The organism is [Clostridium] aerotolerans DSM 5434, assembly GCF_000687555.1.
In the GTDB taxonomy this organism is placed as follows: Bacteria; Bacillota; Clostridia; order Lachnospirales; family Lachnospiraceae; genus Lacrimispora; species Lacrimispora aerotolerans.
In genome coordinates this window covers 97,733-117,906 of sequence record NZ_JHWJ01000008.1, presented here as the reverse complement: position 1 = coordinate 117,906, position 20,174 = coordinate 97,733, and the positions used below count along the sequence as shown (strand labels likewise).

Genomic DNA, 20,174 nt, shown 5'->3' with positions numbered 1-20,174 from the left:
GAATGTGGTTTGCAGGCAGGGATACAACTGTGATATGATAGAATTACCAAATAAGGAGGATTAAGGATGAGAAAATGGAAACTGATAAGTGCGTGCTGTCTTTCGGCAGTGCTTGCCTTTTCCGGACCGGCAGCCACTGCCTGGGCCGGCAGCCCGGAGTTTGCAAGAACTCCTGAGGAGTGGGCAAAGCTGAGGGACAATGTGATGGAATATGATGAGCTGGCAGGCCTGATCCGTGAATATAATGTAACGGTTCAGAAAAATCAGCTTGATATTAATGATAAGAAAAAAGACGACAAAGTCACCCGCGATGATTATGCTCAGGCTTACCGGGATGCAGCCTTTGATGCCAGAAGCAATATCACAGGCGATGATGCAGTGGCAGATGCTCAGGCACAGGTAACAGCAGCTCAGGCCGATGAAACTGCCGATAAAATGACGGAAGATCTAGCAGTCGACCAGCTCACCAATGATCAGCAGGAAGCCAATCTTGTGGCTTCTGCCCAGTCCTCAATGATATCATATTTTCAGCAGAAATTAGAGCTGGAATCCGCAAAGGACAGCTTAGAATATATGGAGGCCCAATATCAGTCAGCACTTGTAAAGCAGGGAGCTGGGATGGCTACCTTATCGGATGTTCTTGGTGCGAAGGAGAGCGTTCAAAGCACCCAGGCGACTGTAGAGAAGCTTGGCGGCAGTCTTGAAGAGACGAGACAAAAACTTCTTGTTATGCTGGGGTGGAAATATAATGATACTCCAGAGATAAAGGATATACCGGCTGTCAATTTTGACCACATTGCCTCTATGAATCCCGAGACGGATAAGGATGCAGCGCTGGAAAATAATTATACCTTTAAGATTAATAAGAGAAAGCTGTCTAATGCTGTGGCAGAAATAACGAAAGAGACGTTAAAGCGGACCGTTTCCAGCAATGAGGAGAACATTAAATCAGAAGTTGTAAAGAATTATCAATCCGTTCAACAGGCCAAGGCAGCCTATGATCAGGCGGCAGCAGAATTTGAACTGGAAAGTAAGAACATGGAAACAGCGGAACATAAGCAGCAGGTAGGTACCTTAAGCAGGCTTGATTATATGAAGCAGAAGAATGCATTCAACACGAAGAATATCTCTCTAAAGAAAGCCCAGCTTGCACTGTTCCAGGCAGTCCAGACCTATGATAATGCAATAAGTGGGCTGGCTTCGGCAGGAGGCTGATACGATGAATAATAAAAAAGTTTGGCCAATTTGTCTGGCCGCACTGCTTACTGCTTCATCGGTTCTTCCGGTCTATGGCGCTGTTGGACCTGGTCAGGCAGAAAAACCGATTCCAGAAGGGATAACTACAGAGCAGTGGAATCAATTAAATGATAATACCATTGAATTTGAAGAACTCTCTAATTTGGTAAGATATTATAATCCTGATTTGCAGAATCTGGTGAACTCAATCAATGCTAATGTGGAAAATCTTGAATATGTTTATGGTGAGCTGACAGGGATAGAGATGAAGGATAACATAAAGAATCTTGAAGATCAGGCCAAAGCCCTAAAGCCAACTGGTCTGACAGATGAAAATGGAATCCCTATGTATAAGATACTGGAGGGGACGGTAAAGGGAATCAAGTCCAATACGGATAAGATGCAAAGGACTATTAAAAAGCTCAAACAGCCTAATTCAGCCATCAATTCCGGAATCACCGAGGCTTCAAGGAAATATGAGTATTATGCTGACCAGATTATGATAGGATACAACAGTGCGGTCGCAAACCAGGCACTCCTTCAAAAGGCAACGGAACTAAGTAATTCTGCTTATGAGGCGCAGGAATTAGGCCTTACGATCGGAACAGCAACACAAACGGATGTGCTGTCCGCGAAAAAGGAACTGCTTTCCGCCCAATCCTCTCTTCTAAGCCTGAATCATACGGTTGATGGCCTTCGTCGTTCTCTGGGACTGATGACCGGTTACTCCGCAGATGCGTCACCTGAGATTGGAGGTCTTCCGGAACTGGATCTGCAGCAGATTGCTTCTCTTAATTTGGAAGCCGATACAGCAAAGGCCATTGGCAATAATTATGAGCTTATCAATATGCGCCGAACAAATTCCAATAAAACCACCACGGGTATCGCCCAAAAGCAGGCAAGTGTATCAGAAGGAGAGCAAAATGTGGCAGTCACCGTGCAGTCCTTCTATCAAAACCTAAAGCAGGCCAAAACAGCCTATGAAGCCGCTCTTACTTCATTTGAGAAGGCAGGGCTTGATAAAGGAAAGGCCGAGCGCTCCTTCCAGATGGGTATGCTGAGTAAAATTACATACCTTCAGTCCCAGATGGGTTATTTGCAGGCAGAGGGAGCGAAGGAAAGCGCATACTCGGAGCTGTATCAGGCATACACCACATATCAGTGGGCAGTAAAAGGCGTTATTATTGATTCTGGGAAGTAGTAGGTTCTTTCTTCTCTAACAAAAGCTCAGCAAGCTTTAACTTCACATGGATTTTCGTATTATCCTTGTTTAATTTTAAATAATCCGATGGATCTAAGGATTCTCTTAGAATCTCTTTGGAGGTATCGGGAACAACCGCATAGGAAGAATCCACAAAACAGAGCGGAGGATAAAGGACACACCACCAGTTGCGTCCTTTGCCTTCGCCTATTTTTACCCTGACCGCTTCATAGTTTCCGCATGGGAACACCATATCGCCGTAGGTCTTGGTAGGAAAATAAGTTGTGGCCAGTTCCATATGTGCGGGATAATCATATCCCAGAGTCTTCATGTACGTTTCTGCTTTTTTCTCCAGTCGGTCCTTATGGGATCTGACGTATTTTTTTGTCTCTTCTAAAGATGCATTTTCTCCCATTTCCTCATATATTGTGTTTAAGAGCATGGTGCGAACCTTTAATTTTAAATTCTGATCTTCTGTGCTATCGCTGTTTGCCAGGACGTGAAACCGAAGAATTTCAGGTGCGATCCGGGCGGCCATGGCTTCCTCTGCGTTTCTTTCCTCTGACATGGAAAATAAAAGTGCAAGCAATATGCATGTAATACATAAGAATAAATCACGTTTCTGTTTCATTGGGCTTCTCCTTTTTTATGGAATCTATTTGTAATTGTAACCATATGTGCTATAATATAAACGCTGTAAAATCAAGAAATTGGTAAGGAGATTAAAATGGGCAAAAAAAATGCGGTTGTACTGTTTGGCGGCCAGTCCTCAGAGCATGTAGTTTCCTGCATGTCGGTCATCAATGTCATTAACCATATCAATAGAGAAATATACGATCTTCTTCTGATCGGAATCACAGAAGAAGGTCACTGGATCAAAACAGATTCTGTAGAAGCCATTCAGGACGGATCATGGAAAAACGGCAGTGTATCTGCAGTGTTATCTCCCGATGCTACCATGAAGAGCGTGATTTTATTAGATGGAGAAAAAACAGAGCTTGTAAGAGCAGATGTGGTATTTCCTGTGCTCCATGGTCTGTATGGAGAAGACGGAACCATTCAGGGCCTGTTAGAGCTTTCCGGCATCCCCTACGTTGGCTGTGGCGTGTTATCCTCCGCTGTGTCCATGGATAAATTATATACGAAGATCATTGTCAAGGATTTAGGCGTCAGACAGGCGGATTACATAGCAGTGATGCGTCATGAATTACATGATTTAGACCCGATTGTAAAAAAGGTGGAAGATAAATTTACCTATCCGGTATTCGTAAAGCCATCCAATGCAGGCTCCTCTAAAGGAGTAAGCCGTGCAGAAGACGGAAAAGAATTAAAAGAAGCTCTTATTCTGGCGGGAGAGCATGACCGAAAGATTCTGGTAGAAGAGATGATCGTAGGCCGTGAAATCGAATGTGCAGTCTTTGGCGGAGGCAACACTCCGGTAGAGGCCTCCGGAGTAGGCGAGATCGTGGCCGCCGCTGAGTTTTATGATTTTGATGCGAAGTATTATAATTCCGAATCAAAAACAGTAGTGGACCCAGCGCTCCCAGAAGGAGCAGCGGAAACAATCAGAAGCGCAGCAAAGGCCATTTTCCAGGCGGTAGACGGCTACGGCTTGGCAAGAGTGGATTTCTTTGTAAAAGAAGACGGAACCGTGGTATTTAATGAGATCAATACCATGCCTGGCTTTACTGCCATCAGCATGTATCCCATGCTGTGGGAACATGCAGGCGTTACAAAGGAAGAACTGGTGAACCGCTTACTGAAGCATGCAGCGGATCGCTCCCAGTCCTAAAGGAGAGTCATCATGGCAGATAGAAATTCACCCATCGGAGTTTTTGACTCCGGGGTAGGCGGACTTACGGTGGTGCGGGAAATCATGAGGCAGATGCCGGAGGAACGGCTGATTTACTTTGGTGATACGGCAAGAGTTCCGTATGGAACCAAATCAAAAGATACCATCGTCCGCTACACAAGACAAAACATACGCTTTTTGATGACTCAGGATGTAAAGGCCATTGTCATTGCATGCAATACTGCCACAGCCTTTGCTCTTGAGACCGTGGAAAAGGAACTGGATATTCCTGTGATCGGAGTGATTCATGCAGGCGCAAAGACAGCAGTGGACGCCACCAGAAATGGAAAGATCGGTATCATTGGAACCGAAGGTACTATACAAAGCGGAGTTTATACCAAGGTGATGGAAGAGATGAAAGGTGGCATTGAGGTAATTGGAAAGCCGTGTCCCTTATTTGTTCCCCTGGTAGAAGAAGGACTCCTTCATGATTCAGTAACCGATGAAATCGCTTCCAGGTATTTATCTGAATTAAAAGGGAAGTTTATTGATACACTGGTACTGGGCTGCACCCATTATCCTTTACTTCGCTCCACCGTAGGCCGTGTGATGGGACCTGAGGTCACGCTGGTGAATCCGGCTTACGAAACCGCACTGGAATTAAAGCAGGTATTAAGTGAGAGCCAGCTGTTACATGAGGAAGATGATTCCTCTCAGGACAAATACCGGTTTTATGTCAGCGATCTGGCAGAGAAGTTTACTAATTTCGCTTCCTCCATTCTTCCTGACCAGGTAAAACAGACAAAGAAGATCAATATTGAAGAGTTCTAAAGGAGTTTACTATGACGAGAGATGTCCTTATCAGCATCAGCGGGATACAAATTGCAGAGGAAGACAACAACACGGTTGAGATGATTACTTCTGGAGATTATTTTCTTAAAAATGGAAACCATTACGTTTTATACGATGAGATACAGGAAGGCTTTGAGGGAGTCATCAAAAACACCATAAAAGTCAGTCCCTCAGGTCTTGATATTATAAAACGGGGCAGCTCCAGCGTTCATATGACATTTGAAAAAAACAAGAAGAATATTGCATGCTACGCAACTCCTTATGGGGAACTTATGATTGGGATAAGCACCAACGACATCCAGGTCATAGAAGAGGAAGACCGGTTAAGAGTTCATGTAGCTTATTCTCTGGATATTAATTATCAGCATATTTCAGAATGCGACATTGATCTTGATATTCATTCCAAAGCCACTGCTGACATACGCTTATTAAATTAGAAGAAACACATAAAAAAAGATAGGCCCGGTTCATTTCTGTACCGGAGCCTATCTTTTTTTATGTGTTATATGCTATTTTTGGAGGAGTACTTTTTGAGATCATAGGTATTGAGTCTATTTTTTAACCCTTTAATACATTAGCGTAATTGGCGGCAACTGCATTCCAGTCAACGACTTCAAAGAATGCCTTAATATAATCTGCTCTTAGGTTCTTATACTTTAAGTAATAAGCATGTTCCCAAACGTCAATGCCAAGGAGTGGAACGTGTCCGTTTCCTTCCATAAGCGGATTGTCCTGATTTGGACTGGAGGATAGAATCAGCTTTCCGTTTCTATCACTTGAGAGCCATCCCCAGCCGGAACCAAACTGTCCGGCAGCCAGGCCACTTAATTTGTCTTTAAAATCTGAAAAGCTTCCGAATGCCTGATCAAGAGCTGCTTTTAAATCTCCATCCGGTTCGCCGCCGCCATTGGGGCTCATAGTTCCGAAATATAGATTATGGTTATAAAAACCGCCGCCGTTGTTTCGAATGGCTTTTCTTAGGGCTTCATCAGAAATCTGATCAAGGGAAGATAGTAGGAGAGAAATATCCTTATCTGCCACACCAGCCTTTTGGGCTGCATCGTTTAGATTCTTTGTATAAGCTGCATGGTGCTTGGAATAATGAGTTTCCATTGTAAGAGCATCGATATGAGGTTCTAAAGCGTCGTACGCATAAGGTAATTGAATTTGATTAAACATAATAGTTCTCCTTTCGATTCCATCATTTATTTTCAAATGTCAGTATTTATTATTTGGTTAGTCATTGCTAACTTGTTTGTAGCTTCATTATATCATGAATTTAAGCATTGTCAAGATGATTTTTCAGACTTTTTAAAAGTTTATTGTATATAAGCACACAAAGAATGCCCAGGTGCGAAGTTGTTCGCAACCTGGGCATTCGCCACAGAACATTCCGGTGATGGATATCACTTACTTTTTGTCGTTCTTTTTAAACTTGTCCCAAAATGACTTCTTCTTTGGAGCGGGAGGAACTGCTTTACCTCTAAGGCTCTTGATCTCGGTTATGTAAATACCGCTTATCACAACCTTTGCTTCTGTCTTAATGGGAAGGACTTCGAAAACCTTGGCATCTGCAATCAGCGTCATTACCTTTGGTCCGATCTTTGCCTTTACAATGGGCAGCTTTGTTCTGCGCATATACTTTGGTGTCTGCTCGTACACAATCTTAGGAAGGCCGGCGTCTTTTAGCTTCATCTTCTTCTTATCAATAACCAGCATGTTAACGGTCTGTGCCGCAGCTTCTAATGCCTGCTGCTGTTCCACCTGACGCTTCTCCAGCTTCTTACCGAGAAAATAAAGGACTGCCAATGCCACAACTACGATGAAAAGAATCACGATTAATACGTTTAAAAATGTGCTCACCGGGAATACCTCCAATAGTTCTTTTTGTAAATTGGGCCTATCTGTAATAGTATATCACGTTTTCCTGGGAAATACAAGTAAAAAATGCTTGACACCTTGACAACGCTATGATATTATGGAATGTGCACTATTGTGGCTTTGTGTGCCTTGTAGGGACATTTATGCCCAAACAGAATCAATTAGAAAGAAAACAGGGGTGAAACGTCAATGGAGAAAAGCAGAATGCGTCCGGTCCCAGCCGGTAAGAGCCTGAGAATGAGTTTCTCAAGACAAAAAGAAGTGCTTGAGATGCCAAACCTGATCGAGATTCAAAAGAATTCCTATCAGTGGTTCCTTGATGAAGGATTGAAGGAAGTCTTTGAAGACATCTCTCCGATTGCAGACTTTGCAGGACACTTAAGTCTTGAATTTGTCGACTTTACATTATGTAAGGACGATATCAAGTACACAATAGAAGAATGCAAGGAAAGAGATGCAACCTATGCGGCTCCTTTAAAGGTAAAGGTAAGACTTTGCAATAAAGATAAAGATGAAATTAATGAACACGAGATCTTCATGGGTGATCTTCCGCTTATGACAGATACTGGTTCCTTTGTAATTAACGGTGCCGAGCGAGTTATTGTAAGCCAGTTGGTACGTTCCCCAGGTATATATTATGGTATCGAACACGACAAGGTAGGTAAGGAACTTTATGCCTGTACGGTAATTCCTAACCGTGGAGCATGGCTGGAGTATGAGACTGACTCCAACGACATCTTCTACGTACGAGTAGACAGAACCAGAAAGGTTCCAGTCACCGTACTGATCCGTGCACTTGGTTTTGGTACCAATGCAGAGATTATTGAACTGTTCGGTGAAGAGCCGAAATTATTAGCCAGCTTTGGTAAAGACACTTCTGATAATTACCAGGATGGCTTATTAGAGTTATATAAGAAGATCCGCCCAGGTGAACCTTTATCTGTTGATAGTGCTGAAAGTTTGTTAAATAGTATGTTCTTTGACGCAAGAAGATATGATCTTGCAAAGGTCGGAAGATATAAATTCAATAAAAAGCTTCATTTCAAAAACCGTATTACAGGTCATGATCTGGCTGAGGATGTGATTGATACCGTAACTGGTGAAATCCTCGCGCAGGCTGGAACCACAGTAGACAAGCAGCTTGCTGAAAGGATACAGAATGCAGCTGTTCCTTTTGTGTGGCTGGAAGGTGTGGAGCGCAAACAGAAAGTACTTTCTAACTTAATGGTAGATTTATCTGCTCATGTTAGTTTTGATCCAAAGGAAGCAGGCGTTACAGAATTAGTATTCTATCCTGCCCTTGAAAAAATTCTGGCAGAAGTTGGCAGTGACGACGAAGAGGCTCTTAAGAAAGCCCTTCACAGAAACTTAAACGAGCTGGTTCCAAAGCATATTACAAAAGAAGATATCTTAGCTTCCATAAATTATAATATGCATCTGGAAGAAGAAGTGGGCACAGCAGATGATATCGACCACTTAGGAAACCGTAGAATACGTGCTGTTGGCGAGCTTCTTCAGAATCAGTACCGTATCGGTCTTTCCAGAATGGAGAGAGTGGTACGTGAAAGAATGACGACTCAGGACATGGATGGCATTACACCACAGTCCCTGATCAATATTAAGCCTGTGACTGCTGCGGTTAAGGAATTCTTCGGAAGTTCCCAGTTATCCCAGTTTATGGATCAGAATAACCCGCTTGCAGAATTAACACATAAAAGACGTCTGTCTGCCTTAGGACCTGGTGGTCTTTCCAGAGATCGTGCCGGATTCGAGGTTCGAGACGTTCACTATACCCATTACGGCCGTATGTGTCCCATCGAGACACCTGAAGGTCCTAACATCGGTCTGATCAACTCTCTTGCTACTTATGCAAGAGTAAACCAGTATGGATTCGTAGAGGCTCCTTACCGTGTGGTAGATAAGACAGATGCACAAAATCCAATTGTTACCGATGAAGTGGTTTATCTTACCGCTGATGAGGAAGATAACTTCGTAGTAGCTCAGGCGAATGAGCCGCTTGATGACGAAGGTCATTTCATTCATAAGAATATTTCCGGACGTTACCGCGAGGAGACATCTGAGTTCCAGAGAAAGAACATTGACTTAATGGACGTTTCTCCTAAGATGGTATTCTCTGTAGCGACAGCCATGATTCCTTTCCTTGAGAACGACGATGCGAACCGTGCCCTCATGGGATCAAACATGCAGCGTCAGGCCGTGCCGCTTTTAACCACCGATGCTCCTGCAGTAGGAACCGGTATGGAAGCAAAGGCAGCTGTTGACTCCGGTGTTTGTTTAGTTGCAAGAAACTCTGGTGTGGTTGAACGGTCTGCTTCCAATGAGATCATCATCCGCAGGGATTCCGACGGCGGCAAGGATGTTTACCGCCTGACGAAGTTTAAGAGAAGCAACCAGTCCAACTGCTACAACCAGAAGCCAATCGTATATAAGAACAACCACGTGGTAAAAGGGGAAGTTATTGCTGACGGACCTTCTACCCAGAATGGTGAGATCGCTCTCGGTAAGAATCCTCTGATCGGATTCATGACCTGGGAAGGTTACAACTACGAGGATGCGGTTCTCTTAAGTGAGAGACTGGTTCAGGAAGACGTTTATACCTCTGTCCACATCGAGGAATATGAGGCAGAAGCCCGTGATACCAAGTTAGGACCGGAAGAAATTACCCGTGACGTTCCTGGTGTCGGCGAGGACGCTTTAAAAGACCTTGATGAGAGAGGAATTATCCGTATCGGAGCAGAAGTCCGTGCCGGAGATATCCTGGTAGGTAAGGTAACTCCAAAGGGAGAGACCGAGCTGACTGCAGAAGAAAGACTGCTTCGTGCCATCTTTGGTGAGAAGGCAAGAGAAGTTCGTGATACCTCCTTAAAAGTACCTCACGGCGCTTACGGTATCATTGTTGATGCAAAAGTATTTACAAGAGAAAACGGCGACGAGCTGTCTCCTGGTGTGAATGAGACTGTCCGCATCTACATTGCTCAGAAGAGAAAAATCTCTGTCGGCGATAAGATGGCTGGACGTCATGGTAACAAGGGTGTTGTTTCCCGCGTGCTTCCAGTAGAAGATATGCCGTTCCTTCCTAACGGCCGCCCTCTTGACATCGTATTAAACCCTCTGGGCGTTCCTTCCCGTATGAATATCGGGCAGGTACTTGAGATCCATTTAAGCCTTGCAGCAAGAGCTTTGGGCTTCAATGTTTCCACCCCGGTATTTGACGGTGCAAACGAGAACGACATTATGGATACTCTGGATGTGGCTAATGATTATGTAAATATGAGCTGGTCAGATTTCCAGGATAAATATAAAGACACATTAAAGCCTGATGTAATTGAATATCTTGGTGATCACCTGGATCACAGAGAATTATGGAAGGGTGTTCCGATCAACCGCGATGGAAAAGTACGCCTCCGTGACGGACGTACCGGAGAATACTTTGATAGTGCTGTTACCATCGGACATATGCACTACTTGAAGCTTCACCATCTGGTAGACGATAAGATCCATGCACGTTCTACAGGACCATACTCACTGGTTACCCAGCAGCCTCTCGGCGGTAAAGCCCAGTTCGGCGGACAGCGTTTCGGAGAGATGGAGGTTTGGGCTCTCGAGGCTTACGGTGCATCTTATACACTTCAGGAGATCATGACTGTGAAATCCGATGATGTTGTAGGCCGTGTAAAGACTTACGAAGCCATTATTAAGGGTGAAAATATCCCTGAGCCTGGTATTCCGGAATCCTTCAAGGTATTGTTAAAAGAGCTTCAGTCACTGGCACTGGATGTAAGAGTGCTGCGTGATGACAATACTGAGGTTCAGATTGCTGAAAGCACAGACTTCGAAGAGACGGATTTAAGATCCATCATAGAGGGTGACAGACATTATCGTGAAGAGGAATCCTTCGGTGATTTCGGTTATCAGAAGCAGGAATTTAAGGATAATGAACTGGTTGCTGTCAGTGAAGAAGAGGAGACTGAAGAAGTCGACGATTCGTTTGAAGATTTCGATGACGTAGATGTTGAAGATTCAGACGAAGAATAATAGAAGGGAGAACCGCTCATGCCTGAAAACAATGAAACTTACCACCCAATGACGTTTGACGCCATAAAAATCGGTCTGGCTTCTCCGGAAAAGATTCTGGATTGGTCCCACGGCGAGGTAAAAAAGCCGGAGACCATCAACTACAGAACCTTAAAGCCGGAAAAGGACGGTTTGTTCTGTGAACGAATCTTTGGACCGAGCAAGGACTGGGAATGTCATTGCGGTAAATATAAAAAAATTCGGTATAAAGGCGTTATATGCGACCGATGCGGCGTGGAAGTAACAAAAGCCAGCGTTCGTAGAGAGCGTATGGGCCATATCCAGCTTGCTGCCCCTGTTTCCCATATCTGGTATTTCAAGGGAATACCAAGCCGTATGGGTCTCATTCTGGACATTTCTCCAAGAACCTTAGAGAAGGTGCTCTATTTCGCATCTTACGTGGTACTGGATGCCGGCAACACCGGTCTCCAGTATAAGCAGGTCTTATCTGAGAAGGAATACCGTGAAGAGACAGAGAAGTACGGCCATGGCGCATTCCGTGTAGGAATGGGTGCAGAAGCCATTTTAGAACTGTTACGATCCATTGACCTTGAAAAAGACTCTGAGGAGTTGAAAAAAGGGTTAAAGGAGGCCACAGGCCAGAAGCGTGCAAGAATCATCAAGCGTCTGGAAGTAGTAGAAGCCTTCAGAAACTCCGGCAACTTACCAGAGTGGATGATCATGACCGTTGTACCGGTTATACCACCGGATATCCGTCCGATGGTTCAGTTAGATGGTGGTCGTTTTGCTACCTCTGACTTAAATGACCTTTACAGAAGAATTATTAACCGTAACAATCGTCTTGCCCGTCTGTTAGAGCTTGGCGCTCCTGACATCATTGTACGTAACGAAAAGCGTATGCTTCAGGAAGCCGTTGATGCCTTAATCGACAACGGAAGAAGAGGAAGACCGGTAACCGGACCTGGAAACCGTGCATTAAAATCCCTCTCTGATATGTTAAAGGGTAAACAGGGACGTTTCCGTCAGAACTTACTTGGAAAGCGTGTTGACTATTCCGGACGTTCTGTTATCGTCGTTGGTCCTGAACTTAAGATTTACCAGTGCGGTCTTCCAAAAGAGATGGCTATTGAGTTATTCAAGCCTTTCGTTATGAAAGAGCTGGTTTCCAACGGAACTGCACATAATATAAAGAATGCCAAGAAGATGGTTGAGCGCCTTCAGACAGAAGTCTGGGACGTACTGGAAGATGTTATCAAAGAGCATCCGGTTATGCTAAACCGTGCACCTACTCTTCATAGACTGGGTATCCAGGCTTTCGAGCCGATCCTGGTTGAAGGTAAGGCAATCAAGCTTCATCCACTGGTATGTACTGCGTTTAATGCCGACTTCGACGGTGACCAGATGGCGGTTCATCTGCCTCTTTCCGTAGAGGCTCAGGCAGAATGCCGTTTCCTTCTGTTATCACCAAACAACCTTCTAAAGCCTTCCGACGGTGGCCCTGTTGCCGTTCCGTCTCAGGATATGGTTCTTGGTATCTACTACCTGACCCAGGAGCGTCCTGGTGCTAAGGGCGAAGGAATGGTATTTAGAAGTGTTAACGAAGCCATTCTCGCTTACGAGAACCAGGCAGTTACCCTTCATTCCAGAATCAAGGCAAGAGTTACAAAGAGAATGCCTGATGGTACCATGAAGAGCGGAGTAGTAGAATCCACAGTTGGACGTTTCATCTTCAATGAGATCGTTCCTCAGGATCTTGGTTTCGTAGACCGTTCCATTCCAGGCAACGAACTCTTAATGGAAGTCGATTTCCATGTAGGTAAGAAGCAGTGTAAGCAGATCCTTGAAAAGGTTATTAACGTTCACGGAGCTGTACAGACCGCAGAGACCTTAGATGACATTAAGGCCATTGGTTATAGATATTCAACCAAAGCTGCCATGACGGTTTCCATTTCCGATATGACCGTGCCAGAAAGCAAGCCAAAGCTGATTGCAGAAGCTCAGGCAACGGTTGACCAGATTGCTAAAAACTTCCGCCGTGGTCTTATCACAGAGGAAGAGCGTTATAAAGAAGTTATTGACACATGGAAGGTAACCGATGATCAGCTTACCCATGACCTGCTTACCGGACTTGATAAGTACAACAACATCTATATGATGGCTGACTCCGGAGCCCGAGGTTCTGATAAGCAGATCAAGCAGCTTGCAGGTATGCGTGGACTTATGGCCGATACAACCGGTCATACCATCGAACTTCCTATCAAATCAAACTTCCGTGAAGGTCTTGACGTATTGGAGTACTTTATCTCCGCTCATGGAGCTCGTAAAGGACTTTCCGATACAGCTCTTCGTACCGCCGACTCTGGTTACCTGACCAGACGTCTGGTAGACGTTTCACAGGATATGATTATCCGTGAGATCGACTGCTGCGAAGGAAAAGACATTCCATTTATGGAGATCAAGGCGTTTACAGACGGCCAGGAAACCATTGAGGGCCTGGAAGAACGTATCACCGGAAGATTTATTGCAGAAACCATTACTGATCCTGATACTGGAGAGGTCATTGTAAAAGAGAACCATATGTGTACTCCAAAACGTGCTTCTTCTGTTATGAAGGTATTAGATAAGATGGGCCGTAATTCCATCAAGATCCGTAACGTCCTTACCTGCAAATCCCATCAGGGAGTTTGTGCAAAATGCTACGGAGCCAACATGGCCACCGGCCAGCCAGTTCAGGTTGGTGAAGCAGTCGGAATCATTGCTGCTCAGTCCATCGGTGAGCCAGGAACACAGCTTACCATGCGTACCTTCCATACCGGAGGTGTTGCGGGTGGCGATATCACACAGGGTCTTCCCCGTGTCGAGGAGCTTTTTGAGGCAAGAAAGCCGAAAGGTCTTGCCATCATCGCTGAGTTCGGCGGAGTGGTTGCTATTAAGGATACCAAGAAAAAACGTGAGATCATCATTACTGAGAATGAAACTGGCAATTCCAAGACCTATCTGATTCCTTACGGTTCCAGAATCAAGGTTGCCGATGGCCAGGTACTTGAGGCTGGTGATGAGCTGACCGAAGGTAGTGTGAATCCACACGATATCTTAAAGATCAAAGGCGTTCGTGCCGTACAGGATTATATGATCCAGGAGGTACAGCGTGTGTACCGTCTCCAGGGTGTAGAAATCAATGATAAGCACGTAGAGATGATCGTAAGACAGATGCTTAAAAAGATCAAAATCGAGGAGAGCGGAGACAGCGATGTCCTTCCAGGAACCTCTATGGACGTTCTTGATTATAATGACTTAAATGATGCACTCCTTGCAGAAGGCAAAGAGCCGGCAGATGGAAAGCAGGTTATGCTTGGTATTACAAAGGCATCTCTTGCAACTGATTCCTTCTTGTCAGCCGCTTCCTTCCAGGAGACCACAAAGGTTCTGACCGAAGCCGCTATTAACGGTAAGGTTGACCACCTGATCGGTCTTAAGGAAAACGTTATTATCGGTAAGCCGATTCCGGCTGGTACTGGTATGAAGCGTTACCGTACCATCAATTTAAGTACAGATGCGGAACTGGAAGAGGATGATGAGATTCTGTTATCAGAAGATGATGAGATCTTATTAACCGATGACCGTTTCGAAGAAGCAGATGAGATTTTATCCATCAGTGAAGACGATATAGAAGAATAAGAAGTGAAACGCTCTGACTGGCTTTGGCCGTCAGGGCGTTTTTTGCGTATTTGGTAACTTCCTAGGAAAAGACAATATTATGTAATATTTGCATAATAAAACTGGATTTTTCCTCTTTTTTTCATGCTATAATCATAAAAAAGGAGGTAGAACCAATGAGGAAGTTTGAGCGGAATATGTTTCCTTATCTGCTGCTTGCTCCTACTTTAATCATATTTGGCCTGTTTTTATTCTTTCCAGCTGTAAATGGGCTATGGATATCGTTGACAAAGTGGGATGGGGTAAATCCTCAGAAATTTGTGGGGATCAATAATTATATAAAGCTTTTTTCAGACCGGGGATTTTGGGATTCTTTTCTCCGCACGGTATTTTTCACTGCCGTTTCGGTTCCCCTGGTTTATGTTTCAGCCATGGGACTTGCCCTGCTGCTGACAGGTGCCCGTAAGGGAAATGATTTTTTCCGAGCAGTGTTTTACTGGCCCACCATGATTTCCAGTATTATTGTGGGACTCACCTGGAGATTTCTTTTGGGAGAAGAATTTGGCGTTATTAATTATCTTCTGACTGCCATGGGAAGATCGCCGGTGAAATGGCTGACGGATCAGAATTATGCTATGGGAGTTGTGATCTTCGTCACCGCGTGGAGTATGTCAGGCTATTATATGGTCATGTTCATTTCCGGTATTAAGGCCATATCTGAGACTTATTATGAAGCTGCAAGAATTGATGGTGCCGGATTCTTTCATCAGTTCCGCTATATTACACTGCCGCTTTTAAAGCCCACCAGTCTTTTGGTCCTTGTTTTATCCACGGTTACGATTATCAAAACGTATCCATTGGTATATGCGCTGACTCAGGGCGGCCCGGCAGGGGCTACCAAGTTCATGGTTCAGACCATACAGGAAACAGGATTTGAAAAAAATCAGATGGGCTACGCCAGTGCCATGACCATGATACTATTTGTTCTGTTAGCCATGTTCACGGTGGTCCAATTTAAAGCGAATACGGGAGGGGAGCAGGATGCAGACTAATCGTAAAAAATACTTATTTGCAGGTGGTGCTTGGGTCATTCTTCTTATCCTGACCTTCATATTCCTGATGCCCATTCTCTGGGTCATCGGTTCTTCCTTTAAAAGCACTGGAGAATTGTTCTCCTGGCCCCCCAGCTTCATTGGAAAGAATCCGTCCTTTGCCAATTATCAAAGGGCTTTGGAAGAAGGACACTTTGGAATCTACTTTTTCAATACGGTATTTACAAGCCTTGTGGCCACCTTCCTTACCATAGTGGTCAACTTGATGTCCGGATATGCCTTTGCAAAATACCGTTTTAAAGGAGATAAGATTCTCTTTGGTGTTGTGCTGGCTACCTTGATGATTCCTTTGGAGGTCATCATGATCCCTATTTTCAAGGTGATTGTGGCAACCAATCTTTATAACAGCTTATGGGGACTGATTATTCCAGCCGTAGCTTCGCCTACAGCGGTCTTTCTGGTGAGACAGTATTACGTCGGAATTCCAGATGCTTATATGGAAGCCGCCAGAATCGACGGAGCGTCAGAAGCTAGTATTTTAATGCGGATCATGCTGCCCCTTGCCAGGCCAGTCATCTCTGTTCTCTGCATCTTCTCTTTTATGTGGAGATGGAACGATTATCTTTGGCCTAAGCTGGTTATCAACAGCAAGGAACGCTATACCATTCAGCTGGCACTTGCAAATTATTCCGGTGAATACTCGGTAGACTGGAACAGCTTATTGGCGATGTCCGTCATTTCCATGATTCCGGTAATTATTGTGTTCGTAACACTGCAAAGCTATATCATCGGCGGCATGACTGCCGGAGGAGTCAAAGAGTAAACAGGAGGAAAGAAGACATGAAATACTTGGAATATCCGCTGTTTGCGGAAGGATTTGTCAATCGCTTTCTAATCAGTGAGGTTCATACACAAATCCGGCAATTCACCAGGTCTACCTTAAGCGGAAGGGTCAACGAGTGGTTAAAAAAGGGATTTGCCATTCATGAAAATCCCTGCAGGAAAGAATTTATCGAACAGAGAAAAGGTGAAATACCACAATGTCCTGATTTTACCCATATCACCAATGGCGGAACATTAAGTGTATTTGGAGAGGAAAAGCTGGTAAAGCAATATTTCCCTTTTGGAAATCCAGGCATTGACGGGTCCGGCTTTTATTATCAGCCTACCTATTTAAGAATGTATGGATATACCATACTTCAGTCAGAAGAAGAGGGGACCGTGGATTTTGAACTGGAAACCTGCGGCGGCTTAACTCTCTGGGTCAATGGGCAGCTGATCACAGATTTCACCCCGTTTACCAGAAATCTGGTTAAGAAAACAACTGTTTCTATTCCCCTAATAAAAGGCATGAATGGAGTGGTGGTCTGCCTTGATGATCTGGCGGAACGTGACACGGATTACTATTTTCGTATGAAGCGTTTGGGAGAAGCGGAGTTGAAGATACTGATTCCAGCAAATGACGAGGTGGAGGAAGATACCTTAAATCAAATGGAACAGATGTTACATGGGATGTGCTTTGATAAAGAAGCTTATTTCAGTGAAACCATAAAAATGAATCTTAACAATCCTTTTAACCAGCCTCTTGATTTGGAAATTATGATAACTCCGGGAGAATTCATTGAAAAAATGGAACATTCCTGGAAGCTTATAAAAGTAAGAAATTATACCATGGAGGCGGAGCAAAAGGGACTGGTTCTCTTTCATACGGATGAAATATCACCAGGGTATTATTATTTTACAGCAGTTCTTACTTACAAGGGAATTGTTATAAAACGGAAAATCGGAAATCAGCTGGTCAGAAAAGAATTCTTAGAAAGCAACAACGAGGACAGAAACGTTCGAAAGAAGCTGGCTCTTGATGCAATCATCAAGTTCGCCCCGGAAAACACCTACAAGGCAGCCGCCCTGTTTCAGAGGGAGAGGGAATTTAAACGAGCGGAAGATATTCTTTTAGAGGAGCTTTTAGGAGTGAGAAACAGAAAGGACTGCTCTGATTTTCATTTCATCATTATGATCTATATCTACCGCACCTATCACAACCGGATTTCAGATACCTTAAAAAATGCACTGGAAGAGGCCATGGTAAATTACCGCTACTGGATCGATGAGCCAGGAGATGATGTCATGTGGTTCTTCAGCGAAAATCATGCACTCTTATTCCACTGCTGCCAGTACCTGGCTGGTACCTACTTACCTGACAGGACCTTTACCAACAGCGGACGTGTGGGGACTGAGGTTAAGGCCCGGGGGGAAGAGCTTCTCCACCACTGGTTCGATGACTTTTTCCGGGAATTCATTACGGAGTGGAATTCCAACGCCTATATCCCTGTTGATGTATTGGGAATTGGTACCCTTTATAATCTGACAGATGAGAAAGACCCGCTTCATCAGAAGGCAGAAAAAGCTTTAAACATGATCTTCTATTCCCTGGCAGTCAATGCTCATAAGGGAGCTGTTATGACCAGCTTTGGCCGCAGCTACGAAAAGGAAATGAAGGGAAATTACAATGCAGGCACCACATCACTGCTCTATGTTGCATACAATGCAGGTTATTTAAACAGAGCCTGCATCGGCTACCTCCCTTTGGTGCTTGGAGAGTATCAGCCTCCTAAGGAGTACCAAAAGTTCCTGGCACTTGAGGAAGAGGAGGAAATGATTTTTCAGAATACACAGGGATTTGAAAACCACGTAAATCTCTATCTATATAAGAACAGCAAAGCTCTTTTATCCACTGCCATTGGCTTTAAACCATTTCAAAAAGGATATCAGGAACACATTTTGCAGGCGACTATAGATGAAACTGCCCAGCTTTTCATCAATCACCCCGGAGAATCCTTTCCATATGGAAGCGGAAGACCTAATTTCTGGGCGGGCAACGGTGTTCTTCCCCTTGGAGCCCAATATAAGAATACAGCAGTCTTAAGGTACCACATTGGAGAAGAAGAGCGGATTGGTTATACACATGCCTATATCCCAATCAATTCATTTTCCAGATATCAGGGTGAGGACGGAATTCTGGTACTGGAAAAGGACGGGGCGTATGTGGCAGTAAAAGCCTTAAATGGACTTACCATACAGGAGCAGGGGCCCAATCAGTTCAGAGAGTTCATCAGCCAGGGACGAGACAATGTCTGGGTGGTCCGGGTCGGCAGCTTAAAGGAATACGGAAGTCTGGAAGATGTCTTAGAGGCATTTAGAAACGTTACAATCACCATGGACGGGGAGAGTACTCAGGTTAAGGATGAGACAGGAAGAGAATATCTTCTTGACAGGGAAAGCATATTAAAGGTGAATGGAGCTCCTGTCTATCAGTATCCGGAAACCGTAGATGGCAGAATCACATGGAAGGAGAGAGTAAATTGATCGATATAAAAACCATGGAAGAGAGACTGAATCTGGTTTCGGAAAAAATGATGGCTCTTAAAAATAACGGGATGAAGGAAGTTTACCCCATCAGCCTCATTGATTTTAACTGCTGGGAATGGCCCCAGGGAGTGGGGATTTTCGGACTTTATAAATACTATGAGGTCAGCCAGAAAAAAGAAATCCTCGATTATATAGAAAACTGGTTCGACAGCCGTATCAAGGAGGGCATATTAGAGAGAAATGTAAATACCACCTCTCCCATGCTTACCCTGACCTACCTCTATGAAAAAACTAGAAAGCCGGAATACCTTACGTTCATTAAGGACTGGTCTGACTGGATTATGAAGGATAAAAAACTGATTCGTACCGGGGATGGCTGCTTTCAGCATATGATCACGGGAAGTGCCAATGACCATGAGATCCTCATTGACACCCTTTTCATGACAGTTCTCTTTCTTACCAGAGCCGGAAAGCTTCTTGAGAGAAAGGATTATGTGGACGAAGCCAACTATCAGATTCTCTCTCACATCAAATATCTGTTAAATAAAGAAGAAGGACTATTTTACCATGGCTTTAACTTTCAGAGAAATGACAATTATGGAAAGGTGCTGTGGGGAAGAGGAAACTGCTGGTACACCATTGTTATTATGGAGCTTTTAGAGGATATTGATTTAGATGAGGGGATAAAACGGTATTTCTTAAGTGTTTATGAAAATCAGGTGAAAGCTCTGAAGAGATATGCAGACCCTGAAAGTGGCTTGTGGCATACCATTATCAATGATGAATCTTCCTATTTAGAATTATCCTGCAGTGCAGCCTTCCTTTATGGTATTATGAAGGGAGTAAGGCTGGGTATCTTAAAAAGAGAAGAATACCAGGAGCTGATTGAACTTGGAACGAAGCACCTCATGGATTACATCGAAGAAGATGGAACCGTTCAAAATGTTTCTTACGGCACTCCCATTGGTTTAGACGGCGAGTTCTACAAAACGATTCCATGCTGTCCCATGACCTATGGACAGGCACTTATGATTTTAGTACTGCAAGAAGCAATGCTTCCTTACTGGCATTAGAAAGG

Annotated in this window: 14 protein-coding genes; 11 read left to right on the top strand and 3 right to left on the bottom strand. The window is 44.2% G+C overall.

The genetic code is table 11. The features are described 5' to 3' along the window. Positions 1-66: 66 nt before the first annotated feature. Both T546_RS0112630 and T546_RS0112625 read left to right on the top strand, forming a co-directional pair. Positions 67-1,215, top strand: a complete 1,149-nt coding sequence (locus T546_RS0112630) for a TolC family protein (protein WP_026891917.1) — start codon at positions 67-69, stop codon at positions 1,213-1,215. Between the two features lie 4 nt (positions 1,216-1,219). Then, positions 1,220-2,437, top strand: coding sequence for a TolC family protein (locus tag T546_RS0112625; RefSeq protein ID WP_026891916.1), 1,218 nt, complete (start codon positions 1,220-1,222; stop codon positions 2,435-2,437). Here T546_RS0112625 and spoIIR read toward each other — a convergent pair. Continuing rightward, on the bottom strand, positions 2,418-3,068 hold the full coding sequence (spoIIR, locus tag T546_RS0112620; RefSeq protein WP_026891915.1) for a stage II sporulation protein R: 651 nt from the start codon (positions 3,066-3,068) through the stop codon (positions 2,418-2,420). The genes T546_RS0112625 and spoIIR overlap by 20 nt on opposite strands. A 96-nt stretch (positions 3,069-3,164) precedes the next feature. On the opposite strand from spoIIR, the gene T546_RS0112615 reads away from it, so the two are divergent. From T546_RS0112615 to T546_RS0112605, 3 genes are read left to right on the top strand one after another with little or no spacing between them, the layout of a single operon-like run. Further along, positions 3,165-4,229 carry a D-alanine--D-alanine ligase family protein gene (locus T546_RS0112615; RefSeq protein ID WP_026891914.1) on the top strand — a complete coding sequence of 355 codons (1,065 nt, stop codon included), beginning with the start codon at positions 3,165-3,167 and terminating at the stop codon, positions 4,227-4,229. Positions 4,230-4,241: 12 nt separating this feature from the next. Then, complete coding sequence (murI, locus tag T546_RS0112610) at positions 4,242-5,060, top strand: glutamate racemase (RefSeq protein ID WP_026891913.1); 819 nt, start codon at positions 4,242-4,244, stop codon at positions 5,058-5,060. An 11-nt stretch (positions 5,061-5,071) separates the two neighbouring features. Next, positions 5,072-5,518 carry a DUF1934 domain-containing protein gene (locus T546_RS0112605; RefSeq protein ID WP_024834842.1) on the top strand — a complete coding sequence of 149 codons (447 nt, stop codon included), beginning with the start codon at positions 5,072-5,074 and terminating at the stop codon, positions 5,516-5,518. A 121-nt stretch (positions 5,519-5,639) separates the two neighbouring features. On the opposite strand, the gene T546_RS0112600 is transcribed toward T546_RS0112605, so the two are convergent. Together T546_RS0112600 and T546_RS0112595 are read right to left on the bottom strand one after the other, a co-directional pair. Continuing rightward, on the bottom strand, positions 5,640-6,260 hold the full coding sequence (locus T546_RS0112600; RefSeq protein WP_026891912.1) for a superoxide dismutase: 621 nt from the start codon (positions 6,258-6,260) through the stop codon (positions 5,640-5,642). Positions 6,261-6,491: 231 nt separating this feature from the next. Continuing rightward, complete coding sequence (locus T546_RS0112595; protein WP_024834844.1) at positions 6,492-6,944, bottom strand: hypothetical protein; 453 nt, start codon at positions 6,942-6,944, stop codon at positions 6,492-6,494. Between the two features lie 207 nt (positions 6,945-7,151). Here T546_RS0112595 and rpoB point away from each other — a divergent pair, with 207 nt between their 5' ends. From rpoB to T546_RS0112565, 6 genes are all read left to right on the top strand, one after another. Then, complete coding sequence (gene rpoB, locus T546_RS0112590) at positions 7,152-11,018, top strand: DNA-directed RNA polymerase subunit beta (protein ID WP_026891911.1); 3,867 nt, start codon at positions 7,152-7,154, stop codon at positions 11,016-11,018. Positions 11,019-11,036: 18 nt separating this feature from the next. Further along, positions 11,037-14,696 (top strand): DNA-directed RNA polymerase subunit beta', encoded by a 3,660-nt coding sequence (gene rpoC / locus T546_RS0112585; protein WP_026891910.1) that lies wholly within the window; start codon positions 11,037-11,039, stop codon positions 14,694-14,696. 155 nt (positions 14,697-14,851) lie between these two features. Beyond that, the gene (locus tag T546_RS0112580) at positions 14,852-15,727 is read left to right on the top strand and encodes a carbohydrate ABC transporter permease (protein ID WP_026891909.1); all 876 of its coding nucleotides are present in this window, start codon (positions 14,852-14,854) and stop codon (positions 15,725-15,727) included. Beyond that, positions 15,717-16,550: a carbohydrate ABC transporter permease gene (locus T546_RS0112575; RefSeq protein ID WP_026891908.1), complete on the top strand. Its 834-nt coding sequence runs from the start codon at positions 15,717-15,719 to the stop codon at positions 16,548-16,550. Before T546_RS0112580 ends, T546_RS0112575 begins: the two co-directional genes overlap by 11 nt. Positions 16,551-16,567: 17 nt before the next feature. Next, positions 16,568-19,093, top strand: a complete 2,526-nt coding sequence (locus T546_RS0112570; protein WP_026891907.1) for a hypothetical protein — start codon at positions 16,568-16,570, stop codon at positions 19,091-19,093. After that, complete coding sequence (locus T546_RS0112565; protein ID WP_026891906.1) at positions 19,090-20,169, top strand: glycoside hydrolase family 88/105 protein; 1,080 nt, start codon at positions 19,090-19,092, stop codon at positions 20,167-20,169. The genes T546_RS0112570 and T546_RS0112565 overlap by 4 nt, the downstream gene beginning before the upstream one ends. Positions 20,170-20,174 lie beyond the last annotated feature (5 nt).

Excerpts from the sequence above, each read along its gene's own strand:
- T546_RS0112630 (WP_026891917.1), top strand. The coding sequence starts at position 67 with ATGAGAAAATGGAAACTGATAAGTGCGTGCTGTCTTTCGGCAGTGCTT.
- T546_RS0112625 (WP_026891916.1), top strand. The coding sequence starts at position 1,220 with ATGAATAATAAAAAAGTTTGGCCAATTTGTCTGGCCGCACTGCTTACT.
- spoIIR (WP_026891915.1), bottom strand. The coding sequence starts at position 3,068 with ATGAAACAGAAACGTGATTTATTCTTATGTATTACATGCATATTGCTT.
- T546_RS0112615 (WP_026891914.1), top strand. The coding sequence starts at position 3,165 with ATGGGCAAAAAAAATGCGGTTGTACTGTTTGGCGGCCAGTCCTCAGAG.
- murI (WP_026891913.1), top strand. The coding sequence starts at position 4,242 with ATGGCAGATAGAAATTCACCCATCGGAGTTTTTGACTCCGGGGTAGGC.
- T546_RS0112605 (WP_024834842.1), top strand. The coding sequence starts at position 5,072 with ATGACGAGAGATGTCCTTATCAGCATCAGCGGGATACAAATTGCAGAG.
- T546_RS0112600 (WP_026891912.1), bottom strand. The coding sequence starts at position 6,260 with ATGTTTAATCAAATTCAATTACCTTATGCGTACGACGCTTTAGAACCT.
- rpoB (WP_026891911.1), top strand. The coding sequence starts at position 7,152 with ATGGAGAAAAGCAGAATGCGTCCGGTCCCAGCCGGTAAGAGCCTGAGA.
- rpoC (WP_026891910.1), top strand. The coding sequence starts at position 11,037 with ATGCCTGAAAACAATGAAACTTACCACCCAATGACGTTTGACGCCATA.
- T546_RS0112580 (WP_026891909.1), top strand. The coding sequence starts at position 14,852 with ATGAGGAAGTTTGAGCGGAATATGTTTCCTTATCTGCTGCTTGCTCCT.
- T546_RS0112575 (WP_026891908.1), top strand. The coding sequence starts at position 15,717 with ATGCAGACTAATCGTAAAAAATACTTATTTGCAGGTGGTGCTTGGGTC.
- T546_RS0112570 (WP_026891907.1), top strand. The coding sequence starts at position 16,568 with ATGAAATACTTGGAATATCCGCTGTTTGCGGAAGGATTTGTCAATCGC.